The following is a 16,645-nucleotide window of genomic DNA, read 5'->3' as shown; positions in this document are numbered from 1 at the left end:
GCGGGGATCGCATCGATCACCGAAGGGGCTTGAGAGGGCGGGCAGTAGACAATGTGTCTATTGCCCGCCCTCCGCTGTTCCCCGAGGCTTTGCCCATGCCTGAACTCGCCTTCTCCCGCCGCGCGGCGCTGCGCGGCCTCGGTGCCGCCGGCTTGTTCGCGGCCCTGACCGGCTGCGGTGTGCCCGCCGCCTTCGTCCCCGAGGACCGGCGGGGAGGCCCGGACCGCTCCGGCCGGGACAAGCGGGTCGCCTTCTCGAACTGGCCGCTCTACATCGACACCGACGACGAGGACGAGGAGCGCCGGCCCACGCTGGACGCCTTCTCGGAGAAGACCGGCATCGAGGTCCGGTACACCGAGGAGATCAACGACAACGACGAGTTCTTCGGCAAGGTCAGCCCGGCCCTGATGAACCACCAGGAGACCGGCCACGACCTGGTGGTGGTCAGCGACTGGATGGCCGCCCGCTTCGTCCACCTGGGCTGGGCCCAGAAGATGGACCGCTCGGCGCAGCCCAACGTGGCCACGCACCTCGACCCGCAGCTGCGCTCGCCCGCCTTCGACGAGGGCCGCCTGCACACCGTGCCGTGGCAGTCGGGGATCACCGGCATCGCCTACAACCGCAAGGCGCTGGGCCGCGAGATCAAGTCCGTGAAGGACCTGTGGCATCCGGACCTGGCCGGCAAGGTCACCCTCTTCTCCGGCCTGGACGAGTCCTTCGCCCTGCTGATGCAGGGCAACGGCGTGGACGTCACCCGGTGGACCGAGTCCGACTTCCATCGGATGTGCGACCAGGTGGAGAGCATGGTGAAGAAGAAGCACATCCGCCGCTTCACCGGCAACGACTACACCTCCGATCTGAGCAAGGGCGACGTCCTGGCCTGCCAGGCGTACTCGGGTGACGCGATCCAGCTCCAGGCCGACAACCCCGACATCCGGTTCGTGGTTCCGGAGGAGGGCGCCGAGCTCTGGGCGGAGAGCCTGCTCGTCCCCAACCTGGCCCGGCACAAGGCCAACGCCGAGGCCCTGGTCGACTACTACTACGACCCCGAGGTGGCCGCCGAGCTCGCCGCCGCGGTCAACTACGTCTGCCCGGTCCCGGCCGCCCGCGAGGTGCTGGCCGCCTCCGAGGACAAGGAGACCGCCGAACTCGCCGAGAACCCGCTGATCTTCCCCGACGAGGAGATGCGCAAGAGGCTGGTCGTGGCCCGGGACATCTCCTCGGCCGAGCGCCGCTCCCTCGCCCAGCGCTGGAATGCCATCGTCGGCCTCTGAGCACGGGCGCCGCCGCAATGATCACGGTCCCGCCACAGAACTGAACATGTTCAGAGATTTGGCTGAACGTGTTCAGAAATCGGCGTACGCTTCCTTCCATGAGCGAGCGAAGCGCCCTTCAGCGGCGGATCCGTGCCTGGCTGGTCCTGTTCATCGTCTGCCTCGTGCTCAGCGGCCTCACCGCTTTCCCCTTGGTCAGCGAACTCCACTGGGCCAACTCCCTGGTGTCCCACGCGTGGCTGCGACGGGTGGGGGACGGGCTGGACCAGGCGGACGCGGACTACCCCTTCCTCCTCTACGGCACCGACTGGCTCGCCTTCGCCCACCTGGTGATCGCGGTCTTCTTCTACGGGGTCCACCGCGACCCCGTCCGCAACATCTGGATCGTCGAAGCCGGCATGATCGCCTGCGCCGGCGTGATCCCCCTGGCCCTGATCTGCGGCCCCATCCGGGGCATCCCCTTCGGGTGGAGCCTCATCGACATGTCGTTCGGCGTCTTCGGGGTCATACCCCTGCTGGTGCTCCGCCGCATGATCAAGCGCCTCGAGTCGCTGCCGGCGCAGGGCTACTTGGCGAAGGCCGCCGCGACGATCCCGTAGGCCACCTGGTTCATGTCCCGGCCCTTGGCGTCGGTGGAGTTGACCGAGTAGACGAGCGTGCGCGAGAGGTCGCGCGCGCCGCCGATCACGGTGCTGTAGCCGTACCGGGACCCGGTCTTGCCGTAGACCACCGTTCCGTCCGGCAGGGCGAACCGCTTCATCCCCGCGGTCTGCACGGCGTCCTCCCCGGACTCGAAGTCCCGCACCGCCGGCACCGTGAACATCTCCGCCAGCTGCGCCTTCGGCACCACCCGGCCGGCGAACAGGGCCACGGTGAACCGCTCCAGGTCCGCCGTGGTCGATATCAGGTCCCCGGCAGCCCAGTTGGACGAGGAGTTCCACTCCGTCACGTCCACCAGCGTGCTCCCGCCGCCGGGCTCGGCCACCGCCTGGTAGCCGTGGTGGTGCGGGCCCGCTATCCGGTTCTCCGTACGCGAGGGAACCGAAGTGTGGTGCAGGCCGAGCGGCTTCAGGATCCGGGCGGACAGGGCCTGCTCATACGACGTGCCCGTCAGCTTCTCGATCAGCACGCCGAGGACCGTGTAATCGATGTTGAGGTAGTGCTGCTGCTCGCCCGGCCGGAACTCGGGCCCCTTCGCCGCCGCTTCGGCGATCAGCGCGTGCGGATCGACCACGTCGAACCGGTGCGCGTACTGGACCGGGAACGAGTCACCCGGACCCTCGGCCGAGGGGATGCCGCTCGTGTAGTTCAGCAACTGCCGCACGCTGATGGGCTCGAAGCCGCGCGGGCCGGACGGCAGCAGCCCCGGCAGGTACTCCTGCACCGGCCGGTCCAGGTCGACCCTGCCCTCGGCCGCCAGCTGGAGGACCAGCGCCGCAGTGAAGGTCTTGGTCACCGAACCCGCCCGGAACCGGGCATCGTCGAACGCCGCGCGCCCCGTGCGGACATCGGCCACGCCGGAACTGCCCACCCAGCGGCCGCTCGTACCGCCGACGCGGACCAGTGCGGCCGTCGCGTCCTTGTTGCCGGGGCCGACCCCGGCGATCGCCTTCCGCAGCGCCGCCGCATCGGGCGGGGTCGTGTAGAGCGGTGTCCGGGCCGAACCGGCCGACGCCGGCGCGCCCACCGCGCCGGGCGCCGGAGCCGGAGCGGCGTGGGCCACGGCCGGTCCGGCCGCGATGCCCAGGACCAAGGCGGTGGCGATCAGCGTGCGCGTACGTGCCTTCATGGCGGAACCCCCTGCGAGTCATCCGGGCCCCAGCGGCCCCGACGACTCAATGCTGCAGGTCAGACAGGTCCCAGCGGATCACCACTGAGAGGGGTCTTCACCGGTACGACAACTCACCGGAGCGAGGGACCGGCCAGCCCGCCTCTCACTCCCCAGAGGGAGATACCTCCGAGCCGGCCCAGGGCCAGGCACGGGTCCCGGCACCGGTCGCGGCCCCGGTCCCGGGCGGGGCGCCGGCCCCGGTCCCCACCCCGATCAACCCCGTCTCGTACGCGCAGATCACCGCCTGGATCCGGTCCCGCAGCCCCAGCTTCGCCAGCACGTTCCCCACGTGCGACTTCACGGTGTGCTCGCTCACCACCAGTGCGGCGGCGATCTCGGCGTTCGACAGCCCCCGCCCCAGATGCAGCAGGGTCTCGCGCTCCCGCGCCGTCAGCACCTCCAGCCGCTGCGCGCAGAGCGCCCCCGCGGCCGCCGGCCGCGCCGTCGCCGCCGTGTACTCCTCGATCAGCCGCCGCGCCACCGAAGGCGCCAGCAGCGAATCGCCCGCCGCCACCACCCGTACGGCGTGCACCAGATCGTCCCGCCGCACGTCCTTCAGCAGGAACCCGCTCGCCCCCGCGTGCAGTGCCTCGTACACGTACTCGTCCGAATCGAAGGTCGTCAGCATCACCGTCCGGCACGAGGTCCCGGCCGAGATCGTCCGGCACGCCTCGATCCCGTCGAGCACCGGCATCCTGACGTCCAGCAGCGCCACGTCCGGCCGCAGTTCCCGCACCGCCGCCACCGCCGCCGCGCCGTCCCCGGCCTCGGCGACGACCTCGATGTCCTCCTGCGCGTCCAGGATCATCGCGAAGCCGCTGCGCACCAGTTCCTGGTCGTCGGCCACCACCACACGGATCGTCAACGCCCCACCTCCAGCGGCGAGGTTACTAGGGGGTGTCCGCAAAGTCCCGCCTGCCCCGCGGCGCCCGGCACGCGCTCTCGGCGCACCGGGCGAAATCCCGAGTACGTCCAGTACACGGGCTTCCGCCCGGCACACCGAGAGCACGCACCGGACGCCGCGGGAGCGCCCTGCGGGCGCACGGCGCTACTTCGCGGACACCCCCTAGGCCGTGTCTTTCGGATCATGCCCGGCGCTGTCCCGCCGAGCAGGCGAGACACCCCCCAGGACGACGCGCACCGAGAACCCGAGGCCGCCGGGCCCGGGGCCGTACTCCGCCGTGCCGCCGTGTGCCGCCGCCCGCTCCCGGATCCCGATCAGCCCGTGCCCGCCCGCGCCGGCAGCGGCAGTGGCGCCGGCAGTGGCACGGGCAGTGGTCGTGGCACCGTCAGCCCGTCCCGGACCCCGCCCGTCGTCCGTCACCGTCACCGTGAGCTCGCGCGGCCCGTACTCCAGCCGTACGGAGGCCGTCGACGCCCCGGCGTGCTTCACCACGTTCGTCAGCGCCTCCTGCACCACCCGGTGCACCGTCGCCTCCAACGCCGCAGGCAGCGCGCGCACCGCGCCCGTCCGCTCGTACGAGACCTGCGCCCCGCTGCGCCGGACCCGCTCCAGCAGCCGCGGCAGTTCCTCGATCCCGGGCTGCGGCGACCGCGGAGCCTGCGCGTCCCGCGCCGTGTCCCCCGCCCGCAGCACCCCCAGCATCGTCCGCAGCTGGGCCATCGCGTCGCGCCCCGTCTCGGCGATCGCGTCGAACGCCGCCTCCGCCCGCTCCGGGGCCCTGCGCACCGCCACCGGACCGGCCTCCGCCTGCACGATCATGATGCTGACCGCGTGCGAGAGGATGTCGTGCATCTCCCGTGCGATACGCGCCCGTTCGCGCGCCGCCGCCTGCTCCGCCTCGATGCGGTTCGCCCGCTCCAGCTCCGCCGCCCGCGCCTCGACGGCCTGCGTGTACGCCTGCCGGGTGTACTGGAGCCGCCCCAGCGCGTACGCCGCCGCGAAGACGAACAGCGCGAACAGCAGCTCCCTGGCCGTCCCCGTGTTGAGCGCCACGGAGGCGAGGATCAGCCCGGCCAGGACCACGCCCATGGTGATCCGCACCCGGGCCGGGCACAGCAGCGCCATCGTGTACACCCCGATCAGCGCCGCGTACGGCAGCGGCTGCCCGGGGCCGTCCAGGGCCAGCGTGTAGAGCGAGCCGGCCGCCACCATCCCGAAGATCGCCGCCACGGGAGCCCGCCGCCGCCACACCAGCGGCACGTTGCCGAGCGTGGTCAGCAGGTACGCCGTCCAGGTGGCGGGCGAATCCAGCGGATCTCGCGGTACGACGAACGGAATCGTCGTCGCCACCTGGACCAGCAGAGTCAGTCCGAGGTCCTGCCACCGCGGATCCGCCCGCCGGATCCGCTCCCCCCAGGTCCGTATCACCGGCCGGGTACGCCGAGTTCCGCCCGGACGCGGGCCAGCGCGTCCACCCGGTTCGTGGTGACGGAGTCCACCCCGGCCGCGATCAGCCTGCGCATCGCCCAGGTCGTGTCCGCGGTCCAGGCCGACACCAGCAGGCCCTCCCGGTGCAGGGCGTCCGTCAGCTCCCGGTCCACCAGCCCGAAGCGGTAGTTGAGCCAGGACGGCGCCACCGCGTCGATCAGCACCCGGCGCGGCGGCGCCAGCGTGGTCCAGGTCAGCGCGATCTCGGCGCCCGGATCGGCGGCGCGCACGGCCAGCATCGTGTCCGGCCCCGCGCAGTAGTACGTACGGTCGCGTGCCCCGCACTCCCGGACCTGGCCGACGACCGTCCGTACGGCCTCGGCCGTGGCTCCGGGCAGGTCGATCATCACCCGGCCCGCGCCGGCCGCCATCAGGGCCTCGCGCAGCGTCGGGATCCCGCCGTCCGTCAGCTCCTCCAGCTGCGGGGCCGTGACGGCGTCGAGCCGCACGTCATGGCCCCACAGCCGCTGGAGCGTCTCGTCGTGGAGCAGGACCGGCCGGCCGTCGCGGGTCAGCCGTACGTCGATCTCCACCGCGTCCGCTCCGCGAGCGAAGGCGGAGCGGATCGAGGGCAGGGTGTTCTCACGGGCACGGTAGGGATCGCCGCGATGGCCCACGGCCGTCAGGGTGCGCATGGCACCCATTCTCCGCAGGCGTCAGCGCGCCAGCCAGGCGGAGGTGTACGTGTCGATCTCCGCGCTGAGCTTCGCCTTGCCGGCCTCGTCCAGGAAGGAGGCCTCGACGGCGTTCTTCGCCAGCTGCGCCAGCCCGCGCTCGTCGAGGTCGAGGAGGCGTGCGGCCACCGCGTACTCGTTGTTGAGGTCGGAGCCGAACATCGGCGGGTCGTCGCTGTTGATGGTGACGAGCACGCCCGCCTGCACCATCTCCTTGACGGGGTGGCGGTCCAGGTCGGTCACGGCGCGCGTGGCGATGTTGGAGGTCGGGCAGACCTCCAGCGCGATCCGGTGCTCGGCGAGGTAGGCGAGCAGCTCCGGGTCCTGGGTGGCGCTGGTGCCGTGGCCGATGCGCTCGGCGCCCAGCTCGCGGATGGAGTCCCAGATGGTCTCCGGGCCGGTGGTCTCGCCGGCGTGCGGCACGCTGTGCAGGCCGGCGGCGCGGGCGGCGTCGAAGTACGGCTTGAACTGCGGGCGCGGAACCCCGATTTCGGGGCCGCCGAGGCCGAAGGAGACCAGGCCCTCGGGGCGCAGTTCGACGGCGAGGCGGGCGGTCTCGGCGGCGGCCTCCAGGCCGGCCTCGCCGGGGATGTCGAAGCACCAGCGCAGGATGACGCCGAGCTCGGTCTCGGCGGCCTTGCGGGCGTCCTCGATGGCCTCCATGAAGGCCTTCTCGTCGATGCCGCGCCGGGTGGAGGAGTACGGGGTGATGGTCAGCTCGGCGTAACGGATGTTCTGCCGGGCCATGTCGCGGGCGACTTCGTAGGTCAGGGTGCGGACGTCGTCCGGGGTGCGGACCAGGTCCACGACCGAGAGGTAGACCTCGATGAAGTGGGCGAAGTCGGTGAAGGTGAAGTAGTCGGCGAGCGCCTCGGGGTCGGTGGGGACCGCGGAGTCGGGGTGGCGGGAGGCGAGTTCGGCCACGATGCGGGGGGAGGCCGAGCCGACGTGGTGGACGTGGAGTTCCGCCTTGGGCAGCCCCGCGATGAAGGGGTTCAGGTCGGGCATGAGGGAGCCTCCGGGAGGACGCGGGTGCGGACAGATCGGGCTTCATCGTAGGCAGCTCCGGGACTGTCGGTGACAGCACATAGCATGGGCGTACGAGAGGGGGGCGCCGCATGACCGATCAGAGCCCCGAGCCGAAGGACCCCTGGGCGCCGCCGGAGCGGCCGGCGGTGGAGCTCGGAAAGCCGCAGGTGACACCGGGGGTGTCGGGTCCGCCGTCCGTGCACGACCAGCCGACGATCGCGGGGATGCCGGGGGGCGACACCCCGCCCGCGCAGATACCCGGCCCGGCGCTGCCGCCCGCGTACGGATACCCGGCGCAGCCGGACCCGGGGGGTTACGCGTACCCCGGACCGCCGCCGGCGCAGCCGGCGTACGGCCACCCCGGCCACCCCGGTTACCCGGGCCAGCAGGGTTACCCGGGCTACGCGGGATACCCGGGGTACCCCGGCTATCCGCAGAAGAGCAACGGCTTCGGCGTCACCGCCCTCGTGCTCGGCATCATCGGCATCGTCACCTGCTACCTGGGGCTCCTGTTCGGCGTCCCGGCGGTCATCTTCGGCGTCCTGGGCCGGGGCAAGGCCCAGCGCGGCGAGGCGGACAACGGCCCGATGGCCCTGGCGGCCATCATCCTGGGCGCGATCGGCATCCTGCTCAGCCTGCTGATGATCGGGCTCGTCATCGCCGGCGTCCTGCTCGGAGACCCGGGCAGCGGTTCCGGCTCCGAGTACGACTACGACGGCGGGTCGTCCTCGCACACGCACATACGCGAGCGCGTCTGACGCGGCGGGCACGGGCACGCACACGGGGCATGCGGCGCAGGGCCGGTCCCGGGCAGCACGTGCCCGGGACCGGCCCTGTCCGTCTCTGCGGTCCTCCGTACGGCGCGGCCTACGCCGCCCACGGCCAGTCGGCGTCCCGGCCGCCCTCGATCAGGGAGACCATCCGGAAGGCCGCGTCGCCGAGCCCGCCGAAGGTGTGCCGGTTGCCCGAGCCGGAGGGCGCGTGGCCCGTCCGGTACCCGGCCAGGTTCCAGGTGTACACCGGGACCTCGTCCGGGACGAGGGCCGTCGGATCGCCGCCGTGGGCGTAGGCCGCCTGCTCGTCGGTGACGATCAGGACCCGGTCGTGCCCCTTGTAGTACCGGCGCACGGCCTCCGAGGTGTTGGTGCCGCCGAGGTCCTCGAACCGCTCCAGCACCTTCAGCACCGACTCGCCCCGGCCGTACGGGACCTGCTTGCTCTCCGTCCCGAACTGCACGAGGTCCGCCTCCTGCGCGCGCAGGGCGAGCGCCGCGCCGAAGACGGCCGCCGCGTCCGCCCGGTTGAGCTGCGAGCGGTCCGACAGCGGCGCCCACATCGACCCCGAGCGGTCCACGAGCACCAGCGTCCGGCCCGGCAGGGCCGGTACGTTGGCCAGCGAGTGGCCGAGCGCCCGCTCCAGCGGGTAGGCCCAGCGCAGCGAGGGCGCGTGCCGGTAGGCGGCCAGGTAGCGGAACGGGAACTGCCGGGACCGGGCGACGACCTCCGGGTCGCCGATCTTCGCCGCGACCTGGGCGGCCACCGCGTCCGAGACGCCGGCCTGGTCGAAGTTGCGCAGGTTCCGCAGCAGCGCCATCACCCCCATGGAGGGGATGACCGCCTCCCAGGCGGCCGCGTCCATCGGCCCCTGGAGCCAGCCGGCCAGCGCCTCCCAGGTCATGCCCGCGGCGGCGAGCCGCTCGGCCCCGTCGGGCGCGACGACCCGGGCCCGGCGCTCCTCCAGCGGCAGTTCCATGAGCTCCCGGTGCGCGAGCAGGGTGCGGTTGCCGGCCGGCACCTGCGCCGTCTCCGGGTGGTGCCGCCGGTCGAGGGCGTACCGGAACAGCTCGCCCTGCCAGGGCTTGGCGGGGTCGGGGGAGGCGTGCACGAGGTTGAGCACGTCACCGAAGCGGAAGCCCTTGGACGCGGTGTCGTACTTCAGCAGTGAGGTGGCGGAGTAGAGCCTGCGCACGGCATCGGCGACACCGCGCTTGACCGGCTTGGGGACGGCCCGCCCGTACGTCGCCGTCCAGTAGGCCAGCAGTTCACCGGGCTCGTCGGCGCGCCGCAGTACGGAGTCCACGACCGAGCGGTTCGACGGCCCGTCGGCGGCTCCGGCGTCGAGCCGCGCCTTCACGTACTCGGCCGCTCCGACCAGCGAGGCGGTCCGCATGTTCCCGTCGGCGCGCAGCCAGCCGAGAAGGCCCGCGGTCCATGCGGGGTCCTCGACGGCGAGGCGGCGCACGAGGGCGGCGAACCGCTCGTCGCGGGCCTCGCCGCTCTCGTGGAAGGTCCGCTGCGTCACGAAGTTGGCGACGGCGAGCAGGAACAGCTCGGAACGCGCGTCGCGGACGAAGCCGCGGCCGCCCTGGTGGTTGTCGGCGCGGTCGCCGGTGGTGCGCACGGGCGAGAGGGGCCCCGCGGCGGCGGATGCCTTCTTGGGTGCGCGCAGGTTGAAGCGAGCCATGGTGAATCCCCCCGAATTCAAGTGGAACGTGGGGGAGGCGTGACGTGCGGGATGCCCGAGATCGGAGTCGGCGACGGACTTTTATCCAGGCGAGCTGCCGAGCTGCTCCACCGGCCGGAGCCGGGCGGGATTCGAACCCGCGACCTCCTGGTCCCCGAAGTAACCGTCGCCCGCGCACCGGGCATCCCGCACGCGTGCCTCCCGAGATCAAGGTGGCGGCGGCTTGGGATTCTCTGCGAAAGAAGGAGCCGCAGCCCGCGCACCGGGAGGTGCGTGACGTAGGTGTCCAGAGATCGAGGTCGGCGAAACCACGTGCTGCTCTGCCAACTGAGCTACACCGGCCCGGAAGCCGGTGGCGGGACTCGAACCCGCGACCTGCCCATGAAGAGTGGAAGTAGGTCTCGCCTGCGCACCTGGACGAGACCCACCGTAGGCGGCCCGCTCGTCCGCCCGCCACGCATTTAAGCCCGCGTGCGCAGCCGCTCGCGCGCCTCCATCAGCGCGAAGCCCAGCAGGTTCAGCCCGCGCCAGCGGGCCGGGTCCAGGGCCCGCTCGTCGTCCGCCGCCAGCCCGATGCCCCAGATGCGGTCCATCGGGCTCGCCTCCACCAGCACCCGGTCCCCGGTGCCCAGCAGGTAGGCGCGCAGCTGGGGGGTGGACGCGAACTTGTGCACGCTGCCCTCGACCACCAGCGCGAACCGCTCCCGCACCCATATCGCGTCGTCGAAGCCGCGCACCAGCCGGCCGGCCTTCTTGGCCTCCGCCGGGGTCTTCGCCTCCAGGGCGATCCGCTCCGCCTCCGCGTCCTCGAACAGCCGCGCCTTGCCGGCCATCATCCAGTGCTCGGCCGTGTCGTACCGGACATCACCCACGGTGAACGGGGACGGCCACCACTGGCTCAGGCAGCTGGGGCCGAGCGTCCCGTCGGGGCGCGGCCGGTGCCCCCAGAACGGCAGGTACTTCACCCGCTCACCACGGCTGACCTGCTCGATCAACTTGTCGATCTTCTCCATGCACGCGAGTCTGGCAGTCGCCACTGACACTTCGTACGGGATTTGCGGCGTGCCTCGACACATGGTCGACCGATTCCGTCGCGTAATCAAAAGGCAACAACGGAATCACTTGGCGGTGGGGAACACCTCTGCCAGGATCGGCACTCAATTCGAGCTGAAGCTACGGAGAGCGTGAGAGCGTCATGGGTAATCGCTTCCAGGTCAAGGACCGCTTCGCAGACGGCGCGCAGTACATCGACGGGCAGCTGAGGTCCGGTACGTCCGGGCAGTCGCACACCATCGTCAACCCTGCCACGGGCGAGGAGGTGCTCACGTACGAGCTGGCCTCCACCGCGGACGTCGACGCGGCCGTCGCCGCCGCCAAGCGGGCCTTCCCGGCCTGGTCCGCGGCCACCCCCGGCGAGCGCTCGGACGCCCTGCACCGGCTGGCCGCCGTGCTGGCCGAGCAGGCGGAGGACTTCGCGTACGCGGAATCCCTGCAGTGCGGCAAGCCGATCAAGCTGTCCACCGAGTTCGACGTACCGGGGACCATCGACAACACCGCCTTCTTCGCGGGCGCCGCCCGGCACCTCCAGGGGCAGGCGGCAGCTGAATACTCAGGAGACCACACCTCCTACGTACGCCGCGAGGCCATCGGGGTCGTCGGATCCATCGCGCCCTGGAACTACCCGCTCCAAATGGCCGCCTGGAAGATCCTCCCGGCGATCGCCGCGGGCAACACGATCGTCCTGAAGCCCGCCGAGCTGACCCCGCTGACCTCCCTGATGTTCGCCCAGGCCGCCAAGGACGCGGGCCTGCCCGACGGCGTGGTCAACATCGTCACCGGCGCCGGCCGGGACGCGGGCGAGCACCTGGTGGGGCACCCGGACGTGGTCATGACCTCCTTCACCGGGTCCACCGCCGTCGGCAAGCGGGTCGCCGAGATCGCCACCGCCACCGTCAAGCGGCTCCACCTGGAGCTCGGCGGCAAGGCGCCCTTCCTGGTCTTCGACGACGCCGACCTGGAGGCCGCCGCGCACGGCGCCGTCGCGGCCTCACTGATCAACACCGGCCAGGACTGCACCGCCGCCACCCGCGCGTACGTCCAGCGCCCCCTGCACGACGCCTTCGTCGCCCGCGTGGCCGAGCTGATGGAGACCGTCCGCCTGGGCGACCCCTTCGACCCGGCCACCGACCTCGGTCCGCTGGTCTCGCACGCCCAGCGCGACCGGGTCGCGGGCTTCGTGGAGCGCGCCCGCGGCTACGCCACCGTCGTCACCGGCGGCGAGGTCCCGGGAGGCGAGCTCGCCGAGGGCGCGTACTACCGGCCCACCCTCGTCTCCGGCGCCGCCCAGGACAGCGAGGTCGTCCAGTCCGAGATCTTCGGCCCGGTCCTCGTGGTCCTGCCCTTCGAGACCGACGACGAGGGCATCGGGCTGGCCAACGACACCCCGTACGGACTCGCCGCCTCCGCCTGGACCCGCGACGTCTACCGGGCAGGCCGCGCCACCCGCGAGGTCAAGGCGGGCTGCGTGTGGGTCAACGACCACATTCCGATCATCAGCGAGATGCCCCACGGCGGCTACAAGGCGAGTGGCTTCGGAAAGGACATGAGCGCCTACTCCTTCGAGGAGTACACGCAGGTCAAGCACGTGATGTACGACAACACCGCGGTGGCGGCCAAGGACTGGCACCGCACCATCTTCGGGGACCGCATCTAACCGTCTTCGGCTTCCGCCGAGTGGCAGCCGGCCGCCTGACCAGCGGCGCCACCCCTCCCGAAAGGGCAGCTCATGGAGCAGTTCGAGCCCGACCGCCTCTCGGCGGCGCAACTCGCCGCGATGCGGCGCAGTCTCACCGGCGGGCGCGGCGCCCTCACCCGCCGCTCGCTGTTGCGCGCCTCCGGTGTCGGAGCGCTCACCCTCGGCGGCCTGGCCTCCCTGTCCGCCTGCGGCATCCCGCCGGCCAAGCGCGCGGGGGACACGGCTGTCGCCTCGGACGACCACTCGGCCGACGAGAAGGAGATCAACTTCTCCAACTGGACCGAGTACATGGACACCAGCGAGGACGAGAAGTCCCATCCCACGCTGGAGGAGTTCACCAAGCGGACCGGGATCAAGGTCAAGTACACCGAGGACATCAACGACAACGTCGAGTTCTTCGGCAAGGTCCGCCCGCAGCTCGCGGCCGGCCAGGACACCGGCCGCGACCTGATCGTCGTCACCGACTGGCTCGCCGCCCGCATCATCCGGCTCGGCTGGGCGCAGAAGCTGGACCCCTCCCACCTCCCGCACGCCTACGCCAACCTGATCCCGCAGTTCCGCAACCCCGACTGGGACCCGGGACGCTCCTACAGCTACCCCTGGACCGGCATCGACACCGTCATCGCCTACAACGAGAAGGCCACCGGCGGCAAGAAGGTCGACTCCGTCACGCAGCTGCTCGACGACCCCTCCCTCAAGGGCCGCGTCGGCTTCCTCACCGAGATGCGCGACAGCGTCGGCATGACCCTGCTCGACCAGGGCAAGGACCCGGCGAACTTCACCACGGCCGACTTCGACGCCGCCATCGGCCGGCTCCAGAAGGGCGTGGACACCAAGCAGATCCGCCGCTTCACCGGCAACGACTACACGGCGGACCTCGACAAGGGCGACATCGCCGCCTGCCTGGCCTGGGCCGGCGACGTCATCCAGCTCCAGGCCGGCAACCCGGACATCAAGTACGCGATACCGGCGCCCGGTTACATCACCTCCAGCGACAACCTGCTGGTCCCCGCCCATGCCCGGCACAAGGCCAACGCCGAGAAGCTGATCGACTTCTACTACGAGCCGCCGATCGCCGCCCAACTGGCCGCTTTCATCAGCTACGTCTGCCCGGTCGAAGGCGTCAAGGAAGACCTCGCGAAGATCGACCCCGCGCTCGCGGACAACCCATTGATCATTCCGGACAAGGCGATGGCGGCCAAGGCCCACGCCTTCCGCTCCCTCAGCAGTGAGGAAGAGACCGCGTACGAGGAGAAGTTCGCCAAGCTCATCGGAGCCTGACGAGCCCTCCCGCGCCGGCCTCCGCGCCCCGCCCCCTTCCGACGACACCACCACCGAAGGCCCAGGCCCATGACTGACAAGACCGCGGGCGGCGACGTCCGCCTCGCCGGGATCAGCAAGCACTACGGCTCGTTCACCGCCGTGCACCCGCTGGATCTCACCATCCCCCAGGGCTCCTTCTTCGCCCTGCTCGGCGCCTCGGGCTGCGGGAAGACCACCACCCTGCGCATGATCGCCGGCCTGGAGGAGCCCTCCACCGGCACGGTCAGCCTCGGCGACCGCGAGGTCACCCAGCTGCCGCCGTACAAGCGCCCGGTCAACACGGTGTTCCAGAGCTACGCGCTCTTCCCGCACCTGAACATCTACGAGAACGTGGCCTTCGGACTGCGCCGGCGCGGCATCAAGTCCGTCAAGAAGCAGGTCGACGACATGCTGGAGCTGGTCGAGCTGGGCCAGTTCGCCCAGCGCAAGCCGCACCAGCTCTCCGGCGGCCAGCAGCAGCGCGTGGCCGTCGCCCGCGCGCTCATCAACCACCCGCAGGTACTGCTCCTCGACGAGCCCCTCGGCGCCCTCGACCTCAAGCTGCGCCGCCAGATGCAGCTTGAGCTCAAGCGGATCCAGACCGAGGTCGGCATCACCTTCGTGCACGTCACGCACGACCAGGAGGAGGCCATGACCATGGCCGACACGGTCGCCGTGATGAACGGCGGCCGCGTCGAGCAGCTGGGCGCCCCCGCCGAGCTGTACGAGAACCCCCGCACCACCTTCGTCGCCAACTTCCTCGGCACCTCGAACCTCATCGAGGCCGAGGTCCTGGAGGCGGGCGGCGCCGACGTGGTGGTCGGCTCGGCCGGCGCGAAGCTGCGGCTGCCCGCGGCCCGATGTTCGACCACGCCCAAGGCCGGCGGAAAGCTGCTGGTCGGGGTGCGTCCCGAGAAGATATCCCTGGTCCACGCGGATCAGGAGGACACCATCGCCGCCGGCCGCAACCAGGTCCGCGGCCGGATCGCGGCCTCCTCCTTCATCGGGGTCTCCACCCAGTACGTCATCGACAGCCCCGTCTGCCCGGAGCTGGAGGTGTACGTCCAGAACATCGAGCGCGACGCGCGCCTGACCCCCGGCGCCGAGGTCGTCCTGCACTGGAACCCCGAGCACACCTTCGGCCTGGACGCCGCTCAGGACATCGACGCGGGCATCGAGACGGTCGAGGAGGGCGCATGACCGCCACCGCCGCGCCGCCCGAGGTCCAGGCCCCCGCCGAGCCCCCGGTCCACAAGGCGTCCCTGCGCAAGCGGCTCGTCCCGTACTGGCTGCTGCTCCCCGGCATCCTGTGGCTGCTGGTCTTCTTCGTGCTGCCGATGGTCTACCAGGCCTCCACCTCCGTGCAGACCGGCTCCCTCGAAGAGGGGTTCAAGGTCACCTGGCACTTCCAGACGTACTGGGACGCGCTCACCGAGTACTACCCGCAGTTCCTGCGCTCCCTGCTGTACGCCGGCACCGCGACCGTGCTGTGCCTGCTGCTCGGCTACCCCCTGGCCTACCTGATCGCCTTCAAGGCGGGCCGCTGGCGCAACCTTCTGCTGGTGCTGGTCATCGCCCCGTTCTTCACCAGCTTCCTGATCCGCACCCTGGCCTGGAAGACGATCCTGGCCGACGGCGGCCCGGTGGTGGAGGTCCTCAACGCCCTGCACGTCCTGGACGTCACCAGCTGGCTCGGGATGACCGAGGGGGAGCGGGTGCTCGCCACGCCGCTCGCCGTCGTCTGCGGTCTGACGTACAACTTCCTCCCCTTCATGATCCTGCCGCTCTACACCTCGCTGGAGCGCATCGACACCCGCCTCCACGAGGCGGCCGGGGACCTGTACGCCCGCCCCTCCACCACCTTCCGGAAGGTGACCTTCCCGCTCTCCATGCCGGGCGTGGTCTCCGGAACCCTGCTCACCTTCATCCCGGCGAGCGGCGACTACGTCAACGCCGAACTGCTGGGCTCCACGGACACCCGGATGATCGGCAACGTCATCCAGTCGCAGTACCTGCGCATCCTCGACTACCCGACGGCCGCCGCGCTGTCCTTCATCCTCATGGCCATCGTGCTGATCATGGTCACCATCTACATCCGCCGAGCGGGGACGGAGGACCTGGTCTGATGCGTTGGCTCCGGCGCAATCTCGTCGTCATCTTCGGCCTCGGCACGCTCGCGTACATGATCCTGCCGAACGTCGTCGTGACGGTCTTCTCCTTCAACAACCCGGCCGGGCGGTTCAACTACGCCTGGCAGGAGTTCTCGCTCGACGCCTGGAAGGACCCCTGCGGGGTCGCCGACCTGTGCGGCTCCCTGTCCCTGTCGCTCCAGATCGCCGTGTGGGCCACCATCGGCGCCACCGTCCTCGGCACGGCCATCGCCTTCGCGCTGGTGCGCTACCGCTTCCGGGCGCGCGGCGCGGTCAACTCGCTGATCTTCCTTCCGATGGCCATGCCCGAGATCGTGATGGCCGCCTCGCTGCTCGCCCTGTTCCTGAACATGGGCATCCAGCTGGGCTTCTGGACGATCCTGATCGCCCACGTCATGTTCTGCCTCAGCTTCGTCGTCGCCGCCGTCAAGGCGCGCGTCCTGTCGATGGACCCGCGGCTCGAGGAAGCCGCCCGGGACCTCTACGCGGGCCCGGTGCAGACCTTCGTACGGGTCACCCTGCCGATCGCGGCACCCGGTATCGCGGCGGGCGCGCTGCTCTCGTTCGCGCTCTCGTTCGACGACTTCATCATCACCAACTTCAACTCGGGCAACACCGTCACCTTCCCCATGTTCGTGTGGGGATCGGCCCAGCGCGGTACGCCTGTACAGATCAACGTCATCGGCACGGCGATGTTCGTCATCGCGGTGCTGGTGGTGCTCGTCGGCCAGATGGTCGGCAACCGCCGCAAGAACGCACAGCCCAAGTAACTCTG

At 71.0% G+C, this 16,645-nt stretch carries 15 protein-coding genes; 8 read left to right on the top strand and 7 right to left on the bottom strand.

Going from position 1 to position 16,645, the window contains the following annotated elements; translation table 11 throughout:
* Positions 1 to 95 precede the first annotated feature (95 nt).
* Together ACFYZS_RS35990 and ACFYZS_RS35985 are read left to right on the top strand one after the other, a co-directional pair.
* Positions 96 to 1,274: a PotD/PotF family extracellular solute-binding protein gene (locus ACFYZS_RS35990; protein WP_389022345.1), complete on the top strand. Its 1,179-nt coding sequence runs from the start codon at positions 96 to 98 to the stop codon at positions 1,272 to 1,274.
* 98 nt (positions 1,275 to 1,372) lie between these two features.
* A complete protein-coding gene (locus ACFYZS_RS35985; RefSeq protein ID WP_389022342.1) occupies positions 1,373 to 1,873 on the top strand; it encodes a hypothetical protein in 501 nt (166 codons plus the stop codon).
* On the opposite strand, the gene ACFYZS_RS35980 is transcribed toward ACFYZS_RS35985, so the two are convergent.
* From ACFYZS_RS35980 to ACFYZS_RS35960, 5 genes are all read right to left on the bottom strand, one after another.
* Complete coding sequence (locus tag ACFYZS_RS35980) at positions 1,840 to 3,063, bottom strand: serine hydrolase domain-containing protein (protein ID WP_389022341.1); 1,224 nt, start codon at positions 3,061 to 3,063, stop codon at positions 1,840 to 1,842. The genes ACFYZS_RS35985 and ACFYZS_RS35980 overlap by 34 nt on opposite strands.
* A 145-nt stretch (positions 3,064 to 3,208) precedes the next feature.
* A complete protein-coding gene (locus ACFYZS_RS35975; RefSeq protein WP_389022338.1) occupies positions 3,209 to 3,970 on the bottom strand; it encodes a response regulator in 762 nt (253 codons plus the stop codon).
* Positions 3,971 to 4,171: 201 nt separating this feature from the next.
* Complete coding sequence (locus tag ACFYZS_RS35970) at positions 4,172 to 5,437, bottom strand: sensor histidine kinase (protein ID WP_389022335.1); 1,266 nt, start codon at positions 5,435 to 5,437, stop codon at positions 4,172 to 4,174.
* Positions 5,434 to 6,141, bottom strand: coding sequence for a glycerophosphodiester phosphodiesterase (locus tag ACFYZS_RS35965; RefSeq protein ID WP_389022332.1), 708 nt, complete (start codon positions 6,139 to 6,141; stop codon positions 5,434 to 5,436). The genes ACFYZS_RS35970 and ACFYZS_RS35965 overlap by 4 nt, the downstream gene beginning before the upstream one ends.
* A 12-nt stretch (positions 6,142 to 6,153) precedes the next feature.
* Positions 6,154 to 7,179, bottom strand: a complete 1,026-nt coding sequence (locus ACFYZS_RS35960) for an adenosine deaminase (protein WP_389022329.1) — start codon at positions 7,177 to 7,179, stop codon at positions 6,154 to 6,156.
* A 110-nt stretch (positions 7,180 to 7,289) separates the two neighbouring features.
* On the opposite strand from ACFYZS_RS35960, the gene ACFYZS_RS35955 reads away from it, so the two are divergent.
* Positions 7,290 to 7,958, top strand: a complete 669-nt coding sequence (locus tag ACFYZS_RS35955) for a DUF4190 domain-containing protein (protein WP_389022327.1) — start codon at positions 7,290 to 7,292, stop codon at positions 7,956 to 7,958.
* Positions 7,959 to 8,067: 109 nt separating this feature from the next.
* Here ACFYZS_RS35955 and ACFYZS_RS35950 read toward each other — a convergent pair whose 3' ends face one another.
* Both ACFYZS_RS35950 and ACFYZS_RS35945 read right to left on the bottom strand, forming a co-directional pair.
* Positions 8,068 to 9,663 carry a TROVE domain-containing protein gene (locus ACFYZS_RS35950; RefSeq protein WP_389022324.1) on the bottom strand — a complete coding sequence of 532 codons (1,596 nt, stop codon included), beginning with the start codon at positions 9,661 to 9,663 and terminating at the stop codon, positions 8,068 to 8,070.
* A gap of 461 nt (positions 9,664 to 10,124) precedes the next feature.
* Entirely contained in the window at positions 10,125 to 10,676 is a 552-nt protein-coding gene (locus tag ACFYZS_RS35945; protein WP_389022321.1) for an NADAR family protein, read from the bottom strand.
* Positions 10,677 to 10,858: 182 nt separating this feature from the next.
* Between ACFYZS_RS35945 and ACFYZS_RS35940 the strand changes: the two genes are divergently transcribed.
* From ACFYZS_RS35940 to ACFYZS_RS35920, 5 genes are all read left to right on the top strand, one after another.
* Positions 10,859 to 12,376, top strand: a complete 1,518-nt coding sequence (locus tag ACFYZS_RS35940) for a gamma-aminobutyraldehyde dehydrogenase (RefSeq protein WP_389022319.1) — start codon at positions 10,859 to 10,861, stop codon at positions 12,374 to 12,376.
* A 72-nt stretch (positions 12,377 to 12,448) separates the two neighbouring features.
* Positions 12,449 to 13,699: a spermidine/putrescine ABC transporter substrate-binding protein gene (locus tag ACFYZS_RS35935; RefSeq protein ID WP_389022316.1), complete on the top strand. Its 1,251-nt coding sequence runs from the start codon at positions 12,449 to 12,451 to the stop codon at positions 13,697 to 13,699.
* 69 nt (positions 13,700 to 13,768) lie between these two features.
* A complete protein-coding gene (locus ACFYZS_RS35930; protein WP_389022313.1) occupies positions 13,769 to 14,920 on the top strand; it encodes an ABC transporter ATP-binding protein in 1,152 nt (383 codons plus the stop codon).
* Positions 14,917 to 15,846: an ABC transporter permease gene (locus ACFYZS_RS35925; protein WP_389022310.1), complete on the top strand. Its 930-nt coding sequence runs from the start codon at positions 14,917 to 14,919 to the stop codon at positions 15,844 to 15,846. The genes ACFYZS_RS35930 and ACFYZS_RS35925 overlap by 4 nt, the downstream gene beginning before the upstream one ends.
* Positions 15,846 to 16,640 (top strand): ABC transporter permease, encoded by a 795-nt coding sequence (locus ACFYZS_RS35920; RefSeq protein ID WP_030162582.1) that lies wholly within the window; start codon positions 15,846 to 15,848, stop codon positions 16,638 to 16,640. Before ACFYZS_RS35925 ends, ACFYZS_RS35920 begins: the two co-directional genes overlap by 1 nt.
* Positions 16,641 to 16,645 lie beyond the last annotated feature (5 nt).

Origin of the sequence: Streptomyces sp. NPDC001903, from assembly GCF_042891345.1 — a bacterium.
In the GTDB taxonomy this organism is placed as follows: Bacteria; Actinomycetota; Actinomycetes; order Streptomycetales; family Streptomycetaceae; genus Streptomyces.
This window is presented reverse-complemented; position numbering and strand designations above follow the sequence as displayed.

What these genes read in the sequence shown, in the direction of transcription:
- ACFYZS_RS35920 (WP_030162582.1), top strand. Translation starts at nt 15,846, where the DNA reads ATGCGTTGGCTCCGGCGCAATCTCGTCGTCATCTTCGGCCTCGGCACG.
- ACFYZS_RS35960 (WP_389022329.1), bottom strand. Translation starts at nt 7,179, where the DNA reads ATGCCCGACCTGAACCCCTTCATCGCGGGGCTGCCCAAGGCGGAACTC.
- ACFYZS_RS35930 (WP_389022313.1), top strand. Translation starts at nt 13,769, where the DNA reads ATGACTGACAAGACCGCGGGCGGCGACGTCCGCCTCGCCGGGATCAGC.
- ACFYZS_RS35965 (WP_389022332.1), bottom strand. Translation starts at nt 6,141, where the DNA reads ATGGGTGCCATGCGCACCCTGACGGCCGTGGGCCATCGCGGCGATCCC.
- ACFYZS_RS35955 (WP_389022327.1), top strand. Translation starts at nt 7,290, where the DNA reads ATGACCGATCAGAGCCCCGAGCCGAAGGACCCCTGGGCGCCGCCGGAG.
- ACFYZS_RS35985 (WP_389022342.1), top strand. Translation starts at nt 1,373, where the DNA reads ATGAGCGAGCGAAGCGCCCTTCAGCGGCGGATCCGTGCCTGGCTGGTC.
- ACFYZS_RS35990 (WP_389022345.1), top strand. Translation starts at nt 96, where the DNA reads ATGCCTGAACTCGCCTTCTCCCGCCGCGCGGCGCTGCGCGGCCTCGGT.
- ACFYZS_RS35945 (WP_389022321.1), bottom strand. Translation starts at nt 10,676, where the DNA reads ATGGAGAAGATCGACAAGTTGATCGAGCAGGTCAGCCGTGGTGAGCGG.
- ACFYZS_RS35935 (WP_389022316.1), top strand. Translation starts at nt 12,449, where the DNA reads ATGGAGCAGTTCGAGCCCGACCGCCTCTCGGCGGCGCAACTCGCCGCG.
- ACFYZS_RS35940 (WP_389022319.1), top strand. Translation starts at nt 10,859, where the DNA reads ATGGGTAATCGCTTCCAGGTCAAGGACCGCTTCGCAGACGGCGCGCAG.
- ACFYZS_RS35950 (WP_389022324.1), bottom strand. Translation starts at nt 9,663, where the DNA reads ATGGCTCGCTTCAACCTGCGCGCACCCAAGAAGGCATCCGCCGCCGCG.
- ACFYZS_RS35980 (WP_389022341.1), bottom strand. Translation starts at nt 3,063, where the DNA reads ATGAAGGCACGTACGCGCACGCTGATCGCCACCGCCTTGGTCCTGGGC.
- ACFYZS_RS35925 (WP_389022310.1), top strand. Translation starts at nt 14,917, where the DNA reads ATGACCGCCACCGCCGCGCCGCCCGAGGTCCAGGCCCCCGCCGAGCCC.